Annotated in this window: 18 protein-coding genes; 13 read left to right on the forward strand and 5 right to left on the reverse strand. The window is 42.6% G+C overall.

All coding sequences use genetic code 11. From position 1 onward, the window contains the following. The first annotated feature begins 7 nt into the window (after nt 1-7). The 4 genes from glyS (at nt 8) to Q4549_RS20660 (ending at nt 6,100) form a co-directional block, all read left to right on the forward strand. Nucleotides 8-2,086, forward strand: coding sequence for a glycine--tRNA ligase subunit beta (gene glyS / locus Q4549_RS20645; RefSeq protein WP_303554304.1), 2,079 nt, complete (start codon nt 8-10; stop codon nt 2,084-2,086). A 240-nt stretch (nt 2,087-2,326) separates the two neighbouring features. Continuing rightward, nucleotides 2,327-2,776: a hypothetical protein gene (locus Q4549_RS20650; RefSeq protein ID WP_137673583.1), complete on the forward strand. Its 450-nt coding sequence runs from the start codon at nt 2,327-2,329 to the stop codon at nt 2,774-2,776. 85 nt (nt 2,777-2,861) lie between these two features. Then, nucleotides 2,862-4,700 carry an alpha-amylase gene (locus Q4549_RS20655; protein ID WP_303554302.1) on the forward strand — a complete coding sequence of 613 codons (1,839 nt, stop codon included), beginning with the start codon at nt 2,862-2,864 and terminating at the stop codon, nt 4,698-4,700. 152 nt (nt 4,701-4,852) lie between these two features. Continuing rightward, nucleotides 4,853-6,100 carry a valine--pyruvate transaminase gene (locus Q4549_RS20660; RefSeq protein WP_303554300.1) on the forward strand — a complete coding sequence of 416 codons (1,248 nt, stop codon included), beginning with the start codon at nt 4,853-4,855 and terminating at the stop codon, nt 6,098-6,100. Between the two features lie 55 nt (nt 6,101-6,155). On the opposite strand, the gene Q4549_RS20665 is transcribed toward Q4549_RS20660, so the two are convergent. From Q4549_RS20665 to dnaA, 5 genes are all read right to left on the reverse strand, one after another. Next, nucleotides 6,156-6,632: an Hsp20 family protein gene (locus Q4549_RS20665; protein WP_303554298.1), complete on the reverse strand. Its 477-nt coding sequence runs from the start codon at nt 6,630-6,632 to the stop codon at nt 6,156-6,158. Between the two features lie 188 nt (nt 6,633-6,820). After that, on the reverse strand, nt 6,821-9,238 hold the full coding sequence (gene gyrB / locus Q4549_RS20670; RefSeq protein WP_303513094.1) for a DNA topoisomerase (ATP-hydrolyzing) subunit B: 2,418 nt from the start codon (nt 9,236-9,238) through the stop codon (nt 6,821-6,823). Continuing rightward, on the reverse strand, nt 9,231-10,316 hold the full coding sequence (gene recF / locus Q4549_RS20675) for a DNA replication/repair protein RecF (protein WP_303554296.1): 1,086 nt from the start codon (nt 10,314-10,316) through the stop codon (nt 9,231-9,233). Before recF ends, gyrB begins: the two co-directional genes overlap by 8 nt. A 10-nt stretch (nt 10,317-10,326) precedes the next feature. Beyond that, entirely contained in the window at nt 10,327-11,430 is a 1,104-nt protein-coding gene (gene dnaN, locus Q4549_RS20680; protein WP_303513099.1) for a DNA polymerase III subunit beta, read from the reverse strand. 20 nt (nt 11,431-11,450) lie between these two features. After that, nucleotides 11,451-12,854 carry a chromosomal replication initiator protein DnaA gene (dnaA, locus tag Q4549_RS20685; RefSeq protein WP_303513102.1) on the reverse strand — a complete coding sequence of 468 codons (1,404 nt, stop codon included), beginning with the start codon at nt 12,852-12,854 and terminating at the stop codon, nt 11,451-11,453. A 227-nt stretch (nt 12,855-13,081) separates the two neighbouring features. Here dnaA and Q4549_RS20690 point away from each other — a divergent pair, with 227 nt between their 5' ends. The 9 genes from Q4549_RS20690 (at nt 13,082) to Q4549_RS21870 (ending at nt 19,806) form a co-directional block, all read left to right on the forward strand. Continuing rightward, nucleotides 13,082-13,840 carry an amino acid ABC transporter substrate-binding protein gene (locus tag Q4549_RS20690; protein ID WP_303554294.1) on the forward strand — a complete coding sequence of 253 codons (759 nt, stop codon included), beginning with the start codon at nt 13,082-13,084 and terminating at the stop codon, nt 13,838-13,840. Continuing rightward, nucleotides 13,840-14,508: an amino acid ABC transporter permease gene (locus tag Q4549_RS20695; protein WP_303513109.1), complete on the forward strand. Its 669-nt coding sequence runs from the start codon at nt 13,840-13,842 to the stop codon at nt 14,506-14,508. The genes Q4549_RS20690 and Q4549_RS20695 overlap by 1 nt, the downstream gene beginning before the upstream one ends. Before the next feature lies 1 nt (nt 14,509). Beyond that, nucleotides 14,510-15,256 carry an amino acid ABC transporter ATP-binding protein gene (locus tag Q4549_RS20700; RefSeq protein WP_303554292.1) on the forward strand — a complete coding sequence of 249 codons (747 nt, stop codon included), beginning with the start codon at nt 14,510-14,512 and terminating at the stop codon, nt 15,254-15,256. Between the two features lie 217 nt (nt 15,257-15,473). Continuing rightward, nucleotides 15,474-15,608, forward strand: a complete 135-nt coding sequence (gene rpmH, locus Q4549_RS20705) for a 50S ribosomal protein L34 (protein WP_016400276.1) — start codon at nt 15,474-15,476, stop codon at nt 15,606-15,608. A 4-nt stretch (nt 15,609-15,612) separates the two neighbouring features. Then, on the forward strand, nt 15,613-15,966 hold the full coding sequence (gene rnpA, locus Q4549_RS20710; protein WP_137673572.1) for a ribonuclease P protein component: 354 nt from the start codon (nt 15,613-15,615) through the stop codon (nt 15,964-15,966). Continuing rightward, on the forward strand, nt 15,936-16,190 hold the full coding sequence (yidD, locus tag Q4549_RS20715) for a membrane protein insertion efficiency factor YidD (RefSeq protein ID WP_137673571.1): 255 nt from the start codon (nt 15,936-15,938) through the stop codon (nt 16,188-16,190). Before rnpA ends, yidD begins: the two co-directional genes overlap by 31 nt. A gap of 8 nt (nt 16,191-16,198) precedes the next feature. Beyond that, nucleotides 16,199-17,839, forward strand: a complete 1,641-nt coding sequence (gene yidC / locus Q4549_RS20720) for a membrane protein insertase YidC (protein ID WP_303554291.1) — start codon at nt 16,199-16,201, stop codon at nt 17,837-17,839. 87 nt (nt 17,840-17,926) lie between these two features. Continuing rightward, nucleotides 17,927-19,291 carry a tRNA uridine-5-carboxymethylaminomethyl(34) synthesis GTPase MnmE gene (gene mnmE, locus Q4549_RS20725; protein WP_303554289.1) on the forward strand — a complete coding sequence of 455 codons (1,365 nt, stop codon included), beginning with the start codon at nt 17,927-17,929 and terminating at the stop codon, nt 19,289-19,291. A gap of 281 nt (nt 19,292-19,572) precedes the next feature. Further along, the gene (locus Q4549_RS21870) at nt 19,573-19,806 is read left to right on the forward strand and encodes a phage integrase SAM-like domain-containing protein (protein ID WP_368411623.1); all 234 of its coding nucleotides are present in this window, start codon (nt 19,573-19,575) and stop codon (nt 19,804-19,806) included. Nucleotides 19,807-19,888: the final 82 nt, after the last annotated feature.

Here is a 19,888-nt window from a genome sequence, read left to right on the forward strand (position 1 = left end):
AGGCAGCATGAGTAACGAGAACCTATTAGTAGAAATCGGCACCGAAGAGTTGCCACCAAAAGCCTTACGTGGCTTGGCTGAGTCTTTTAAAAGCAATGTACAACAAAGCTTGGAAAAAGCCGGTTTTGAATTTGATAGTATTGAATGGTTTGCTGCGCCTCGTCGCCTAGCGCTTTCTGTTCTAGCTTTGAATGAAAAAACACCCGATAAAGTCGTAGAAAAACGCGGCCCTGCCATTAGCAGCGCATTTGATGCTGACGGCAATGCCACTAAAGCAGCCGAAGGTTGGGCACGCTCAAATGGCATTACCGTTGAACAAGCCGAACGACTAAAAACCGACAAAGGCGAATGGCTACTGCACAACGCTGAAATTAGCGGCCAAACTATTTATCAATTGTTCCCAGATATTGTTGCAGATGCCTTAGCAAAACTGCCTATCCCTAAACCAATGCGTTGGGGAGCGAAATCGATTCAATTCATTCGCCCCGTACATACTATTACGATGCTGTACGGTGAAAAATTAGTTCAAGGCAATATTCTTGGTATCGAATCTGCTCGCACTGTGCGCGGCCACCGCTTTATGGGCGATGCTGAATTCGAACTAAATCACGCCAACGATTATGTTCAACAATTAGACCGTCGCGGTAAAGTGATAGTTAACTACGAACAGCGTAAAGCGATTATTCGTGAACAAATCGAAGCTGAAGCCGCCCGCGAAGGCGGTGTAGTAGAAATGGATGAAGCACTACTTGAAGAAGTATGTTCATTGGTTGAGTGGCCAGTAGCTATGGTCGGTAGTTTTGAGGACAAGTTCTTAGACGTGCCCGCTGAAGCACTTATCTACACCATGAAAGATAACCAGAAATACTTCCCAATTTTAGATACCAAAGGTAACTTACTACCGCGCTTTATCTTCGTATCGAATATTGTCAGCAAAGATCCTCAGCAAGTAATTGTTGGTAACGAAAAAGTGGTTCGCCCTCGCCTAGCCGATGCCGAATTTTTCTTTAATACCGACAAAAAGTCACGTTTAGACAGCCGTTTAGATAAGCTTGCTAACGTGGTATTCCAACAAAAACTCGGTAGCTTATTAGATAAAGCTAACCGCGTTTCTGAATTAGCAGCACAAATTGCAGGTGAGATTGGTGGCGATAGCCAGCACGCTCAACGTGCAGGTTTGTTATCAAAAGCTGATTTAAACAGCGAAATGGTGCTTGAATTCCCAGATATTCAAGGCGTTATGGGTATGTATTACGCCAAGTTCGACGGCGAGCATGAAGATGTCGCTAATGCCTTAAATCAGCAATACTGGCCGCGCTTCTCAGGCGACAAACTGCCTGAATCCAAGGTAGCATCAGCAGTCGCAATTGCCGACAAGCTAGATACCTTGGTGGGTATTTTTGCCATTGGCCAATTACCAAAAGGCGATAAAGACCCATTTGCTTTGCGCCGGGCAAGTTTAGGTATAATTCGAATCATTCAAGACAAAGGTTTTGAATTAGATTTAGATACGTTAATTAATAGTGCACTGCTGTTATTGCCGCTTGAACTTAGCCAAGAACAGCAAGCCAAGGTTCATACTCAGCTTATCGAGTTTATTTATGCTCGCCTGCGCGCGATGTACCTTGAGCAAGGTATTGATGCCAGCGTGATTACTGCCGTATTGGAACGTAAACCAACTAAGTTGGCGGACATTGATCAACGCATTAAAGCGGTAAGCCACTTCCGTTCTTTAGAACAAGCCCAAGCATTAGCGGCAGCCAACAAACGAGTATCTAACATTCTGGCGAAAAACCCAGACTTTGTGAAACCACAAGTTGACGCTAGTTTGCTTCAAGAGCCACAAGAACAAGCCTTAGCATCTGCAGTTGATTCGATGGCTGTTACGCTAAAACCTTTGCTTGAAAAAGGCGATTACCAACAAGCACTAATCGAACTTGCTAACTTGCGCGACGTTGTAGATAACTTCTTCGATAACGTGATGGTAATGAGTGAAGATGACAGCTTAAAAATCAACCGCTTAAGCCTGTTAAATTCACTTCGTCAGCTATTTTTAGAAATTGCAGACATCTCAGTGATTCAGTAGCTTCACAGCTAATTAGTGTAATAAAAAAGCCATCTTCTAAACAAGGAGATGGCTTTTTTTGATCTAGTTAACCCTTTTGATAAAATTAGCCAAATCTTGAAATCCTTTTCAGCATAGTAGTGTGAGCTTGGCACGTTTTTTCCGGGCTAGCTTCGATATAAATAGGCTCGAGTTCAGCTCATTACGTAATGTTTGTCTGCAAAGACAAAGGAAAGCTATAAAAATATAAAGGAATTGGAAATGCTTAAGAATTTAATGAAAGCAGGTGTGCTAGCACTAATCACCATAGTAGCAGCTGGTTGTGCTTCTAGCGGCGGCGACAGTAAATTAACTCGTGACGTATATCTACGTGGCGTATTCACTTGGTGGGACGCGGCTCCAGAATACAAATTGATGCCTGTAGAAGGTAAGAAAAACGTATGGTCAGCTACTTCATCTGTTGATGAGCCTTTAATTGCTGATGGCCAACCGTACGAGTGGAAATTTGGTGATGCTGCATGGCAGTGTGGTACTAACTTTGGTTTCCTAGCTGGTGAAGCAGAAATTAAAATTGGTGACCGTCGCCAGTTAAACAAATGTTCAGCATTTGATAACTTCAAATTCACTCCAGAAGTTGATGGCGTATACCGCTTCTACTTAGACTGGTCAGAAGAGATTCCAGTAACTTACGTAGAAAAAGTTGAAATGTAAGCCTTAGCTTTTCTATTCAAAGCCCCCTATGAGGGGGCTTTTTTGTTTCTGTCGGTCACTAACAAAAACTATATGGATGTAAAAAATGCAGCAAGTCATTAAACCCGCTCTGCTCGGCTGTTTAGTCAGCATGGCTATAGCCGGTTGTTCTTCGCCTCAAACAGGCAATAGCACCAGCGCAGCCAGTAGTTCAAGCGAAGCATTAAGCCAAAGCGCGCAATGTCTACAATGGGATGGTCAGCCCGTATCTGTGGACGTAAGCAGCAGCTTTGAAGAAGGTACAGCCGTAAGAGACTTTTACAGCGGCCAAATGAGCACTGTATATCAAGGTAAAGTCACCTTTACTCCCGCACCAGAAAGTGGAGGTTTACTGTTACTCGAATCAGTCACTAAAAAAGCGGATGAGTTTAGTTGGGATAGCGCATCTGTTTATTTTGTGATGACCGATCGCTTCTACAATGGTAACCCTGACAACGACAATAGCTACGGCCGCAGTAATGACGGCAAAAATGAAATTGGTACTTTCCATGGTGGTGACATAGCGGGCTTAAGTAAAAAGCTCGATTATATTGAAGACTTAGGCATCAATGCCATTTGGATTACCGCTCCTTACGAGCAGATTCGAGGCTGGGTTGGCGGTGGTATGCGTGGCGACTTTAAGCATTACGGCTACCACGGCTACTACGTACAAGACTACACAGTAATGGACCAAAACATGGGTACCGCTGAAGAGTTTAAGCAGTTTGTTGATGATGCTCATGCTCGTGGCATACGCGTGGTGATGGACATTGTAATGAATCACACCGGCTACGCGACCTTAGGCGATATGCAAGAGTTCGGTTTTGGTGCGACTCAAGAATATGATGTACCCATTGAAACCTACTTAGGCGAGAAGTGGACTAACTGGGCCCCAGGTAAAGGCGAAACTTGGCACAGCTTTAACGACTACATTGATTACGGCGCGAGAACAGAATGGGTTAAGTGGTGGGGACCAGAGTGGGTTCGTACTGATATTTCAGGCTACCCAAATCCAGGCCCAAGTGATTTAGAAATGTCTTTGGCTTACTTGCCAGATTTCAAAACTGAATCAGACAATGTAGTAAGCCTGCCTCCTTTCTACAAAAACAAGCCCGATACAAAAGCAGTAGAAATTCCTGGTGCAACAGTTCGAGATTACCTAGTTACATGGTTGTCTGATTGGGTACGTGAGTACGGTATCGATGGTTTCCGTGCTGATACGGTGAAACACGTAGAACCAGAAGCTTGGATGGAACTAAAACTGGCTTCAAGCAAAGCCTTTAGCGAATGGAAACAAAACAACCCCGATAAAGTACTAGATGACAGTGACTTTTGGATGACTGGTGAGTTCTGGGGGCAAGGCCTTAATAATTCCAAGTTATTCAATAGCGGTTTTGATTCACTCATCGACTTCACTTACCAAACAGATTTAGCTAAGCAAGGCATGAATTGTTTCACTAACATGCAAGACGGCTATCAGCGTTACGCAGACGTACTTGGTAAGCGAGATGGCAAAGTATTGAGTTACGTATCATCTCACGATACAAAACTTGCCTATGGCAGCATCAGCAAAGATCTAGAGCAACAAAAACAATTGGGCTCTGCTTTCTTACTCATGCCAACTGCCATTCAAGTATACTACGGCGATGAAACTGCTCGCGAAAAGGGACCACGCAGCTCAGATAAACATCAAGCGACCCGTTCAGATATGAATTGGGAGCAATTGAATGATGAGCAACGTTTAGCCGTCCACAATCACTGGCAAAAATTGCTTCAATTCCGTAAGCGTCACCAAGCTATTGGCGCAGGGGAGCATAAACAGTTGAACACCGCTCCTTACGTATTTGAACGACGCAAAGGTGATGATGCAGTAGTGGTAGTTTATGTAGGCCAAGCAGCTAACTAAAGCGATACTCACAACATATATTTAAGCGGCTTAGGCCGCTTTTTTTTATCTATTTCCTCTTTGATTAACTAATCAACCTAGAACAACTGGGGCTAATTGCCATTAGAAAGCAATCTTTGTTATGGTGACGCCTATATAGAAAAAGGTGCGTTATGACATATTCAGATTTTGGCAATAAATTCACTCGCCACGCAGGCATCACTCAGCTTATGGATGACCTTGATGAAGGAATTCGGGCAGGTGATGAGATGATCATGCTTGGCGGTGGCAACCCAGCTCAAATACCAGAAATGACCGAAATTTTTGAGCAGCATCTTCGTAGCGGCTTAGATAACAAGAGCTTGCTCAACGCGCTATGTAATTACGACGCCCCTCAAGGAAACAAGGCATTTATTTCTAATTTGGCTGAGTTTCTAAGCAATGAATTCCACTGGGGTATAAAAAGTGAGAATATTGCCTTAACGAATGGTAGCCAAAGCGCATTTTTTTACCTTTTCAATCTATTTGCTGGAAAGGGTAAAAACAGCAAGAAGGTCCTGTTTCCCTTAGCGCCTGAATATATTGGCTACGAAGACAGCGGCATAGACGAAGACCTATTTATAGGCAACAAACCCAACATTGAGTATTTGGATAAGCGACAGTTTAAGTACCACGTCGATTTTGACCACCTACATCTAGATCAAAGTATTGGGCTAATCTGTGTTTCTCGGCCAACCAACCCTACTGGCAATGTCATTACCGACGATGAAATTAGCAAACTATCGGTGCTAGCCAAGCAACACAGCGTGCCACTGCTTATCGACAATGCTTATGGCCTGCCCTTCCCTAACTTGGTGTTTACCGACGAAGCTACGCCATTTTGGGATGACAATACGATTTTGTGTTTGAGCTTATCGAAGCTTGGATTACCAGGCACCCGCTGCGGTATTGTAATAGCCAAGCCAGAAACCATTAAGGCGGTGAGTAATTTATCTGGGATTATTAATTTGTCTCCCGGTGGTGTTGGCCCTGCATTAGCGAATGAGATGCTTAAAGACAATAGCCTACTAGATGCCAGCAACAACATTATTCGCCCTTTTTATCAGCGTAAATCTCAGCAGGCAATAGATTGGTTACAAGCGGCAATACCCTCAACCAAATTCAGGATTCATAAATCAGAAGGTGCTATGTTTTTGTGGTTATGGTTCGAAGGTTTAGCCATCAGCGATAAAGAGCTATACCAAGCGCTTAAACAGAAAGGTCTATTGATTGTACCTGGTAGTTATTTCTTCCCTGGTGTGAGTAATAGCTGGCGACATACTCAAGAATGTATTCGACTTAATTTCGCCCAAAGTGAAGCCAATGTAAAACAAGGCATTGAAATACTCGCCTCAGTCGTTAATCCTCTACTCGAGGCTTAAACACTAAAAAAGGGCCTTGTGGCCCTTTTCATTCTTTATCTTTATTACTTCGTCTTTAAGCTGTTTTAGCTTCCAAAGTTTCTACCGAATTTATTTTTCCATTAATTGGAATTTGCTTAGGCTTAAGCGCTTCAGGAATCTCGCGCTCCAGTTCAATAAACAGTAACCCGTTCTCTAGGTTGGCTGCTTTCACTTTAACGTGGTCAGCGATTTGATATTTCCGCTCAAAGCCGCGTTCAGCTATACCTTGGTGTAAGAACTTAGCTTCTGTATTGTTGGCTTTTTTCTGCTTAGTTCCGGTAACAATCAATGCATTTTCTCGAGCAACGATTGATAACTCATCTTCAGCAAAACCTGCAACAGCTAAAGTAATTCGATAATGGTTTTCGTCTACCGCTTCAATATTATAAGGCGGGTAACCATTGTTTTGAGATTGGGCACTTTGGTTAGAAGCCGCTTCAATAAAACTAGCTAAGCGATCAAAACCAATAGCGGTGCGATAAAGAGGTGAAAAGTCATATTGATTACGCATTGTATATTATCCTCATAGAGCAATAAATTGTATTGGACCAGCACTATTGCTGCGCCCCTTTCTGAACAGCACCCACCTATGTGGCATCCTGTTATTACTATATATGGGGGTAAGTTTTACTCTTTCAAGTACAAAAAAGGCAATATTTTCATATTGCCTTTTTTAGTATTAACCTTTAACGCTATCGATTACACGTCTAGGTTTTCCACGTTCAACGCGTTAGCTTCAATGAAGTTACGACGAGGTTCAACATGGTCACCCATCAAAGTAGTAAATAACTGATCACAGGCAATCGCATCTTCAACCGTTACTTGCAGCATACGGCGAGTTTCAGGGTCCATTGTAGTTTCCCACAATTGGTCTGGGTTCATTTCACCTAGTCCTTTATATCGTTGAATATATAGACCACGACGTGACTCAGCCATTAACCAATTAAGCGCTTCTTCAAAGTTCTTAACTGGCTTGGTTTTCTCACCACGCTTAATGTAAGCACCTTCTTCGATCAAACCATTTAACTTGCCATGTAAACTACAAATATCTTGGTAGTCATTTGAAGCGAAGAACTCCGGCTCAAACTTAAACTGAACGTCAACACCATGCTGGCGAAGCGTAACTACTGGATAGTAGATATCGCGTTCTTCGTGTTTTTCAACTTCAATCGAGTAGTAGTTACCACTTGGCAATTCAGCATTAATTGGTGCAATAAGTTCTTCTGACCACTGCTCTAACACTTCATTATCTTTTAGTTCTTCAACGCTAATAGGACGCTGATATACCATTTGGCTAAGCAGAGCAATTGGGTAGCGACGAGACAAACGCTCGTTGTTTTTCCATACTCGACGGTACTGGGTTACTAAACCTTCCAACTGTTCGCCACCAATAGCAGGCGCCTCAGGGTTCACATACAACCCTGAATTATCCAAGGCTAAAGTTGTTAGGTATTCTGTTAGGGACTCTTCATCCTTAACATAGCGCTCTTGTTTACCTTTCTTCACCTTATATAAAGGAGGCTGAGCAATATAAATGTAACCACGCTCAATAATTTCAGGCATTTGGCGGTAGAAGAAAGTTAGTAGCAAGGTGCGGATGTGCGAGCCATCCACATCCGCATCGGTCATGATGATGATGTTGTGGTAACGCGTTTTATCCGGGTTGTATTCATCTCTACCAATACCACAACCCATGGCGGTAATAAGGGTAGCTACCTCTTGAGAAGAAAGCATCTTATCGAAACGTGCTTTTTCTACGTTTAAAATTTTACCTTTAAGCGGAAGAATAGCCTGGTTCTTACGGTTACGCGCTTGCTTAGCACTACCTCCCGCAGAATCACCCTCCACTATGTATAGTTCAGAAAGAGCAGGATCTTTCTCTTGGCAGTCGGCAAGCTTACCTGGTAAACCAGCTAAATCTAGCGCACCTTTACGACGAGTCATATCTCGTGCTTTACGAGCAGCTTCTCGTGCGCGAGCAGCATCCAAAATTTTCTGGGTAATAATTTTGGCTTCTTGAGGGTTCTCTAACAAGTATTCACTTAGTTTTTCACCCATGGTTTGTTCAACCGCAGACTTAACTTCTGAAGAAACTAGCTTATCTTTAGTTTGGCTTGAGAACTTAGGGTCAGGTACTTTAACCGAAACAACGGCAGTTAAACCTTCGCGAGCGTCATCACCGGTCGCGTTATTCTTGTCTTTCTTGTTAACGCCTTCCTTCTCCATATAGCTATTTAGAGTACGAGTTAACGCCGCTCTAAATCCAGCTAAGTGGGTACCACCATCTTTTTGCGGAATGTTATTGGTAAAACAATAAACGTTTTCCTGGAATCCATCATTCCACTGCATCGCTAATTCAACAGCAATGCCATCTTCACGCTGGAAGTTAAAGCTAAATGCTTTAGGGTGAATCGGCGTTTTGTTGGTATTTAGGTAAGATACAAACGCTTCAATACCACCTTCATAACAGAAGTGATCTTGCTTATCATCACGCTCATCTTTAAGGATGATCGATACACCCGAGTTCAAAAATGATAATTCACGTAAGCGCTTAGCAAGAATATCGTAGTGGAATTTAGTATCAGAGAAAATCTCTTCACTTGGCCAAAAACGTAATTCAGTACCCGTCTTGTCAGTATCGCCTACCACAGTTAAAGGTGCATCTGGTTCACCTAAAGTGTAGAACTGTTCATAAACATGTCCTTGGCGCTTAACTGTAAGCTGTAACTTAATAGATAAAGCGTTTACTACAGAAACACCAACACCGTGCAAACCACCCGATACTTTATAAGAGTTATCATCGAATTTACCACCTGCGTGAAGTACCGTCATAATTACTTCAGCTGCAGATACACCCTCTTCTGGGTGAATATCAACAGGAATACCACGACCATCATCAGATACAGATACAGAACCATCGCTATGAATGGTAACAACCACATCTGTACAGTGACCAGCCAATGCTTCATCGATAGAGTTATCTACAACTTCGAAGACCATGTGATGTAAACCTGAGCCATCATCGGTATCGCCAATATACATCCCAGGACGTTTTCTTACTGCATCAAGGCCTTTTAGTACCTTAATACTCGATGAGCCATATTCATTTTCAGCCATGTTTTACTCTCGTTTTATAGTCGCTGATAACACCATGTTCCACGTGAAACATTGTGCATCCTTCTAAATCAAATCCATCTAGCATTTGTTCCTCAATTGCAGAAACAAAAACTTGAGACCCATGTTGTTGTAAGCACGTTGCCAACAACTGTCGTTTAGACATATCTAGTTCGGCAGCAAAATCATCGATAAGGTATACAGTTTTCTTACCACTAGTTTGTTGAGCATGTTGCCCTTGCGCCAATATTAATGCGCACACAAATAGCTTTAACTGCCCTCTCGAGATTAAATCAACCGCATTGATGCCATTAAACTTAAACTTTAAATCTGCTTTGTGAGGTCCATATTGGGTATAACCCAACATTCTATCCCTCTCAAAACTGCTTTTTAGCAAATCAGCTAAATCGCTTTGTTCGTCCCATCCTTGATAAAAGGCTAACTCAAATTTGTATTCAGGAAGAAACTCTTCAACCAAATCAAATAGAGTCGACTTAATACTCGTAACATACTCAAGCCGTTGCGTACTAACTACTTGAGCCAGTTCAACAAGCTGCTTATCCCAGTAAACTAAGTCTTGGTACTGACGCGTTTGTTTTAACAGTGCGTTACGCTGTTTCAATATTCGTTTGTAGTTCTGCCAAGCTCCGTGAAACTGATGTTCCACGTGAAACACTCCCCAATCCAAATAGGCTCTTCGATGTTTAGGACTGCCATCTACTAAGCCGTACCCTTCGGGGTGAAGAATCTGTATAGGCAACAAAGAAGCAAGAACCGCTTGGCTACGTACTGTTTCCTTGTTAATTCTTAAGGCTGTGTCTCCGCCTTTAAATTTTTGCAAACCAATTTTGTGTTCCTCCAACTGAGCAAACACTACAAAACTGTCTTGCTGGTAACTAATCACCTTACTGGCTCTATTACTACGAAAAGACCGACCAAAACCCAAATAATAAATAGCTTCTAGTACACTGGTCTTTCCGCTGCCATTTTTTCCCAATACCACATTAAGCTGTGGATTGAGGCTAAGGCTGGCACTTTCTATATTTCTAAAATGTTGTAAGCCTAAGCTTTGTATCTGCATCTAAACAGTTCTACAAACGCATTGGCATAACAACATACATTGCTTTGCCTGTTTGCTCTGCGTCTTCAATTAGCGCACTGCTATTGCTGTTACTCATGTTAATACGAATTTGCTCGCACTTAAGCGCATTAAGCACGTCGAGTACATAAACAACATTGAAGCCAATCTCTAAGTCTTCGGCGTTGTAATCAACATCCAAGATCTCTTCGGCCTCTTCTTGCTCAGGATTATTAGCAGTAATATTTAAGGTGCCTGACTCTAGTTGAAGTCGCACGCCTCTAAATTTTTCATTAGACAAAATAGCCGCTCGTGAAAATGCCTGTTTAAGCTCATCACGACCCGAGATCAAGGCTTTATCACTATTTGCTGGAAGCACCCGGCGATAGTCAGGAAAGCGACCATCGACTAATTTGCTGGTAAAAGTGAAACCTTGAACACTTGCCCTGATGTTATTACTGCCAATTTGCAGTTCAACCAATTGGTCTTCATGTTCCAACATCCGCGCCAACTCAATTACGCCCTTTCGTGGCACAATCACTTGTTGCGGTTGTAAAGGCTGATCAAAAGTTTGCTCTGCTAAGGCCAATCGGTGGCCGTCGGTAGCAATGGTTTTTAAGCCTTTATCGTCGGTTTCAAACAGCATACCGTTTAAGTAATAACGAACATCTTGGCTCGCCATAGAAAACTGTGTGCTATCAATCAGGTTCTTTAACTGACCCTGAGTAAGTTGAATAACTTGCTGACTTTGCCAATCTTCAATATTGGGAAAATCAGTGGCAGGTAATGTAGCCAAAGAAAAACGGCTGCGACCAGATTTAAGCACTAAACGGTTGTCATCGGCCTTACAGCTAATTTCACAACCATCAGGCAAGCCTCTGCAAATATCAACAAACTTTTTAGCCGGTACAGTTACACGCCCTTCATTTACTGCGCTCTCTAAAGGAAGCGTAGCGATAAGCTCTACTTCCATATCGGTGCCAGTGATAGACAATTGCTGATTGCTAATATCTAGCAATACGTTACCTAAAATAGGAATAGTTGGGCGCCCACCGAGTGCGGCACTTACCTGCTGTAAAGGTTTAAGCAGTTGTTCCCGATTAATACTAAATTGCATACTTAATAACGCCTCTCCGATTATGACGATAATGTACGAATTAAATTCTGGTAATCTTCTTTGATGTCGTGACTTTCTTCTTTTAGCTGAGCAATTTTACGACACGCATGTAATACCGTGGTGTGGTCTCGCCCGCCAAAAGCATCACCAATTTCTGGCAAGCTATGGTTAGTTAGCTCTTTGGCCAAGGCCATAGCTAACTGGCGTGGACGAGCCACAGAGCGAGAACGACGCTTAGATAGCAGATCTGCCACCTTAATCTTGTAGTACTCAGCGACGGTTTTTTGAATATTGTCGATGGTAACTAGCTTCTCTTGCAGCGCCAGTAAATCGCGCAAAGCTTCACGAACGAAATCGATAGTAATAGCGCGCCCAGTGAAGTTAGCGTTAGCAATCACCCGGTTCAACGCTCCTTCAAGTTCACGTACGTTAGAACGTAAGCGTTTGGCAATGAAGAAAGCAACTTCGTCAGGCAGGCGGATATTATTTTCGTTAGCCTTAGTCATTAGAATAGCCACCCGCGTTTCTAACTCAGGTGGTTCAATAGCAACAGTTAAGCCCCAGCCAAAACGACTTTTTAAACGGTCTTCAACGCCGTCGATTTCTTTAGGGTAGCGATCACTGGTAAGGATAATTTGCTGATTACCTTCTAACAGTGCGTTAAAGGTATGAAAGAACTCTTCTTGTGAGCGTTCTTTATTAGCAAAAAACTGAATGTCATCAATGAGCAAGGCATCTACACTGCGGTAGTAGCGTTTAAAATCTTCTATCGCATTGTTTTGTAAGGCTTTAACCATATCCTGAACAAAACGTTCAGAGTGCATATACACAACTTTGGCGTTCTTTTTATTAGCAATAATGCCGTTACCCACAGCATGCAATAAGTGAGTTTTACCTAAGCCGGTACCGCCATATAGGAATAGTGGGTTATACGCCCCACCAGGGTTATTAGCAACTTGCGTAGCTGCCGCCCTAGCCAACTGGTTTGATTTACCTTCAACAAAGTTATCAAACTGGTAGGTGGCATTAATGTTGTTGCGGTGATTAGCTTCTAAAGCTGATTTAACAGCGGGTTCCTTATCCCAACTTTTACCTGAGTCATTGTTATTAACGTAAACATTGCTCACACCTGTTGGAGCAGGCTCGCTTTTTACCGTAGCGGTTCTGGTTACGCTTGCAGGTTTACTGCCTACCTCAAAACGCAAACTAGGCTTATCACTTCCACAAAACTCTTCGAGCAAGGCGTTCACACGAATCAGGTATTTATCTTTTACCCAATCGAGTACAAAACGATTTGGTGCGTACAACACCAATAGCTCTGCATCTTGTTCTACTTGAAGTGGTCGGATCCACATACTAAATTCTGTTGCCGGCAATTCATCTTGTAAACGTACTAAGATTTGTTGCCAAAGAGACCCACTCACTCGCGACTCCGCGTTATCACCAAAAAGACCGTCTATTTTATAACGGAAGCCGCTTAAACTCTAGGTTTCTTATGAATTATTCACAAGCAGATAACAAATATGTGAATAACATTCTGGTCACCACATAACAGCTTGGTTATTTGATATAACAACAGCGTATTTGTGCAAATATCATCTATGAACTAGAATTTTTTGCCATACACTACTCGCTGAATAGAAGAATCGAAATGAAACTACTAAATAAATCACGATTACTAATGGCTTTACTGCTGGTTAGCCTAAGTCCTTGGTCAGCATTTGCTCAAGATACCGTTAAAGTGGGTATGTCTGGTCGTTACTTCCCCTTCACTTTTGTTCAGCAAGACAAGCTCCAAGGTTTTGAAGTTGATGTATGGGATGAAATAGCTAAACGTAACGACTGGAAGGTTGAATATGTTACCGCAAACTTCTCTGGCTTATTTGGCATGTTAGAAACAGGTAGAGTAGATACGATATCTAACCAAATAACGATTACTGATGAGCGTAAGGCCAAATACTTGTTCTCACATCCTTACGTTGTAGACGGTGCGCAAATTGTTGTGCGTAAAGGTAACGACGAGATAAAGGACATTAACGATCTTAAAGGTAAAAAAGTAGCAGTTAACCTAGGTTCAAACTTTGAGCAGCTATTAAGAAAACACGATAGCGATAAGCAAATAAATATTGCTACCTACGACACCGGCATTGAGCAAGACGTTGCCTTGGGTCGCTCAGACGCTTTTGTTATGGACCGAGTATCATCTTTAGCCTTGATTAAAAAATCTGGTCTACCCTTAGCGCTAGCAGGACAGCCTTTCGAAACCATTAAAAACGCGATGCCTTTCAAAAACAACGAAGCAGGCCAAGCCTTACAAGCAAAAGTAAATGCTAGCTTAGAAGCAATGCAGCAAGATGGTAGCCTAAGCGCAATATCTGAAAAATGGTTTGACGGAGACATCACCAAATAATGTCAACTTTTGACTTTAACTACATGATGGAATTGTTCCCAATACTGTTTAAGTATTTGGGAACAACCATGGAAATGGCTGCTATTGCAGCCGTTTTTGCGTTAATACTGGCCTTAATCTTAGCCCTATTTAGGGTATTTAAGTTGCCAGTGCTCAACCAGTTTGCAGTGGTGTTTATCTCGTTTTTCCGTGGTACTCCATTGTTAGTCCAACTGTTTATTTTGTATTACGGTTTACCACAAGTATTCCCAATACTGATTGGCTTAGACGCCTTTAGCGCATCGGTCATAGGTTTAAGCCTGCATTTCTCGGCATATAAAGCAGAGAGCATTAGAGCAGCAATAAACTCTATTGATAAAAGCCAGTGGGATGCTAGCTATGCTTTTGGCATGACACGCCTGCAAGCGCTGCGCAGAGTGGTATTACCGCAAGCATTACGTACCGCGTTGCCGTCTTTAATGAACTACCTTATTGATATGATTAAGAGCACCTCTTTAGCCTTCACTTTAGGGGTTGCCGAGATCATGGCCAAAGCGCAAATGGAAGCTTCAAGTAGCTTTAAGTTCTTTGAATCATTTTTAGCTGTTGCACTTATTTATTGGGCGGTAGTGGCCGTGTTTACCCAGCTACAAAACGTAGCAGAAAAACGATTATCCAAGGCTTATTAGTATGATTAAAGTATCCAACCTTAGTAAAGCCTTTGATGGTCAAACAGTGCTTAACGGCATCGATTTAGAGGTTAAAGAGGGCGAAGTTGTCGCTATCATCGGGCCTTCTGGAACGGGTAAATCTACTTTTTTGCGCTGCATTAACTACCTTGAGCAACCAGACTCAGGAACCATTAGTGTCGACAATTTGAATGTTGAGGCAAAGCATCATCAACAACAGGATGTATTGGCATTACGCAGGAAGTTGTCTTTTGTTTTTCAAAACTACTCCTTGTTTGCCAATCTAAATGCTGAGCAGAATATCGCCGAAGCGTTAATTACTGTCTGGAAACAACCGAAAGTGGAAGCACTGAATACAGCCAGAGAGATCTTAAGCGACATTGGTTTAGCGGATAAAGCTAAACATTACCCTAGCCAACTTTCGGGTGGTCAACAGCAACGAGTAGGTATTGGTCGAGCAATGGCCACCCATAGCAAAGCCATTTTGTTTGATGAACCCACCTCGGCACTTGATCCTGAATGGGTGGGCGAAGTGCTGGCCTTGATAAAAAAACTGGCCCAGCGAAAGCAAACCCTAATTATTGTCACCCATGAAATGGCCTTTGCAAGAGAAGTAGCGGATCGAGTGGTATTTATGAGTGACGGGACAATCGTAGAGCAAGGTAGCCCAGAGCAACTATTTAACAGCCCAAAAGATCCCAGAACTCAACAGTTTATCTCTCGAATTGTAAAGCGCGGCGAAGTCTAATTAAATAGATCTGTTGCACCTATATATAGGAGCACTATAATGCCGCCCAAGATCCAAAGGATCTTTTGAAAAAGAGTATTTAAGATTAAGCGATATTTCGTTTGACTTAGAAGTGGCGAATGATTAGAATTTCGCCTCTTTTTTACCCGGTGCGCCTACCATTTTGGTTAATTGCACCGACTGTACAGTAAAAAACTAGCTAGCAAGAGTAATAAATATGAAACGTACTTTTCAACCAAGCGTATTAAAGCGTAAGCGTAGCCACGGTTTCCGCGCTCGCATGGCAACTAAAAACGGCCGCCAAGTTTTGGCACGTCGTCGCGCTAAAGGTCGCGCAAGTTTGTCTGCATAATTAAGTGCAAAGACAAACTTTTGGCAGGGAGTTACGTTTGTTAACTCCCATGCATTTTAAACACGTATTCTCCAACCCCGTTCGTGTGGGTACTCCTCAACTCACCATCCTTGCAAAAACCAATACTCTCTCTCATCCTCGTTTGGGTTTAGCTGTTTCCAAAAAAAGTATTAAACTCGCTGTAGGTCGTAATCGTATTAAGCGTTTAGCAAGAGAAAGCTTTCGTCTGCATCAGCATCAATTACCTGCAGTAGACATTGTGGTTATTTCCAAGAACGGTATTTCAGATTTAAGTAATCAAGAATTGATGAAGCTTCTGGAGAAATCATGGCGAAGACTAACGCGCCGTTGCGAATAATCGCAATTATGCCGATAAAGGCTTATCAATATGTGATAAGTCCACTACTTGGCCCGCGCTGCCGATTTACGCCATCGTGTTCAGACTATGCGATTGAAGCAATTAATTTGCACGGTGTGATAAAAGGTTGTTGGTTAGCAAGCCAACGTCTATTAAAATGCCATCCTCTACATCCTGGCGGACACGATCCGGTTCCAGGTTCCGAAAAAACAAATAGTGATTAACTAATATTATGGAATCTCAACGCAATTTACTGATAATTGGGTTGCTGTTTGTAAGTTTTCTTATATATCAGCAATGGCAAAAAGACTACGGCCCACAGCCTGTAGTAGCAACTGCCACCAATACTGTTAACGCAACTGGTGCGAATGCAAATAGTGATGTGCCAGCCAGTGCATTATCTCACGACGATTCAGACTTAACTCAAGCCACTTCGGCGGGTCAGTTAATCACTGTAACGACAGACGTATTAAAACTTAAAATTAGCGCTCAAGGCGGTGATGTAGTAAGTGCTGAGCTATTGGCTTACCCAATAGAAGAAGACTCTGCAGACCCGTTTGTGCTACTTGAAGAAAACCCGAATTTTACCTACATCGCCCAAAGCGGTTTGATTGGTCGTGATGGCCCAGACGCAAACGCCAACGGTCGCCCTGTTTATCAAGTAAGCAGCGACAGTTTTGAAATGACCGATGGCAGCGATGAATTGGTAGTAGCCTTTACTTACCAAGACGAAAGCGGCAGTAGCTTTACTAAAAGCTTTACCCTTACCCGCGGTAGCTACGACGTTAAAGTAGATTTTGATGTGACCAACAATGGTGACAACGCTTTAAGTCTGCAACTTTACAGCCAAATTAAGCAAACCGAAAAAGAGCATAGCTCTAGTATGGTAATGCCTGTTTACCGCGGTGGCGCATACTCAAGTGAGTCTACGCGCTACTCTAAGTACAGCATCAAAGACATCAAAAAATCTAACCTAAGTGAAACCACTACAGGTGGTTGGGTTGCCATGATGCAGCATTACTTTGTAACGGCTTGGCTACCAAATGCTGGCGACACCAATCAACTGTACTCTAACAGCAACAATGGTTTTGTGTTCATGGGTTATAAAGCTCCTGTACAAACCGTTGCGCCTAGCCAAAGTGCTAAGTTAAGCAGTGCATTGTGGGTGGGTCCTAAGCTTCAAGAACAAATGGCTGAATCAGCTAAGCACCTAGATCTTACTGTTGATTACGGTTGGTTATGGTTTATTGCTCAACCACTATCTAAGTTGCTTAAGTTCTTCCATAGCTTTGTAGGCAACTGGGGTGTAGCTATTATCCTGATTACCTTCACCGTTAAAGGTTTGTTGTACCCGCTAACTAAAGCGCAATACACCTCAATGGCGAAAATGCGTTTGCTACAGCCAAAAATGGCAGCACTACGTGAGAAGTATGGTGACGACCGTCAGAAAATGTCGCAAGGCATGATGGAACTCTACAAGAAAGAAAAGGTTAATCCCTTAGGTGGCTGTTTCCCTATCTTGTTGCAAATGCCTATCTTCATTGCATTGTATTGGTCATTAATGGAAAGCGTAGAACTGCGTCATGCGCCGTTCTTTGGTTGGATTACCGACCTATCGGTTCAAGACCCGTTCTACATCTTGCCAGTGCTAATGGGTGTGAGCATGTTCTTCATTCAGAAGATGTCGCCAACTACGGTTGCTGACCCAATGCAGGCTAAGATTATGCAATTTATGCCTGTTATCTTTACCGTATTCTTCTTATGGTTCCCAGCTGGTCTAGTACTTTACTGGCTAATGAGTAACGTGGTAACGCTGATTCAGCAAACCATTATTTACCGTAACCTAGAGAAAAACGGCCTGCATAAACGCTAAGCACAAAGTTTAGCTACAATGCTAAAATGCCATTCAGTGAAAACTGAGTGGCATTTTTTTTGACGCATAATTTCAGAGAGAGTCAGCATGAATTCAAATGATACGATTGTGGCCCAAGCCACTGCACCTGGTCGTGGCGGCGTAGGTATTATTCGCGTATCCGGTCCTTTATCTCAACAAGTAGCAGAAAAATTATTGGGTAAATGCCCTGCTCCTCGTTATGCCGACTACCTAGCGTTTAAAAACCTACAAGGCGATACCTTAGATCAAGGCATAGCTTTGTACTTTAAAGGGCCAAACTCCTTCACCGGCGAAGATGTATTAGAACTACAAGGCCACGGCGGCCCAGTAGTGATTGATATGCTAATCCGCGAAATAAGCCAGATAGACGGATTGCGAATGGCCCGCCCCGGTGAGTTTAGTGAGCGGGCATTTCTAAACGATAAGCTCGATTTAGCCCAAGCAGAAGCCATTGCAGACCTTATTGAAGCTACCAGTGAGCAAGCCGCTAAAAGTGCCTTACAATCGCTACAGGGTGAATTTTCTAACAAGATTCACAGCTTGGTAGAAAACGTCACTCGCTTACGTATTTATGTAGAAGCTGCCATCGATTTCCCAGAAGAAGAAATCGACTTTTTAAGTGACGGTAAAGTTCAAACCGACTTACACGCGATAATCAATGAGCTAAGTACTGTTCAAGCGCAAGCACGCCAAGGTTCGCTATTACGAGAAGGCATGCGGGTAGTTATTGCGGGTAGGCCAAATGCGGGTAAATCAAGCTTACTGAATGCCTTAGCGGGCAAACAAGCCGCCATTGTTACCGACATAGCCGGCACGACTCGTGATGTATTGCGCGAGCATATCCATATTGATGGCATGCCTTTACACATCATTGATACCGCTGGTTTGCGAGAAGATGCTGACGTAGTAGAGCAAATTGGTATAGAGCGCGCCTGGGAAGAAATCAATAATGCTGATCGGGTATTGTTTATGGTGGATGGCACCACCACCGAAGAATTAGACCCCGTGAAAATTTGGCCTGAATTTGTAGCAAAACTGCCCACTAATATAGGCATGACAGTAGTTCGTAATAAAGCCGATGTAACAGGCGAAAACTTAGACGTGGTCATGGATCATGGTCACCCGGTGTATAAACTCTCCGCCAAAACTGAACTTGGTTTAATAGAACTAAAAGACCACCTAAAAGAATGCATGGGTTTTCAAGGCAATATGGAAGGGGGCTTTATGGCTAGGCGCCGACACCTTAATGCCATAGAGCTAGCCTCTGAGCACCTGGATAATGGTAAAACCCAGTTAGAGGTTTACCAAGCCGGCGAGCTATTAGCCGAAGAACTGCGATTGGTTCAGCAACATTTAAGTGAAATTACCGGTGAGTTCAGTTCAGACGATCTACTCAGCCGTATTTTCACTAGTTTCTGTATCGGAAAGTAAAGTGGGCAAATAAGGGAAATTAACGGCAACTAACTTACTGATTTTATTAGATATCACTGTTCGTTAGTTTTCATTGTTTTCTAATTATGGTCCCCAATTGGGGACTAAAATGAAAATTTCTATTGAAAAACGTACACTTAGAGTAAACAAAAACATCTCAAAAATGCCAGCATAACAAAGAACATCTGCTTCTAGCTGAAACCATCAAGGGAAAACGACTGGTTGAATGGCAATCTCAAAAGCATGGTTTTGAAGATAGAACAAAACAAGAAGCCAGTTTTATCGACTACTTTCAGCAGCAAGTTGATATCAAAGACCAAACCACCTCAAAATCCAATTATTCGATCTGGATATCTGCTCAAAAGCACCTGCTTGTTTATTGTGGAAAACATGATCTTAACTTTGAAGAACTGGACAAAGACTGGTTAGACGGTTTTAAGTATACCAATCTGAACCACGGGGAAAGCAAGGAATACGATTACTGGGCTAAAACTAAACACCTCAGCATCCATTAAATGCCCAGCCATAACCAAGAAGAACGTCGCCTATTTAGCCTCCTTTAAAAACTTTTTTTAAAAAAATTCAAATTAGTCCTTA

The organism is Agarivorans sp. 2_MG-2023, from assembly GCF_030548085.1.
GTDB lineage: Bacteria > Pseudomonadota > Gammaproteobacteria > Enterobacterales > Celerinatantimonadaceae > Agarivorans.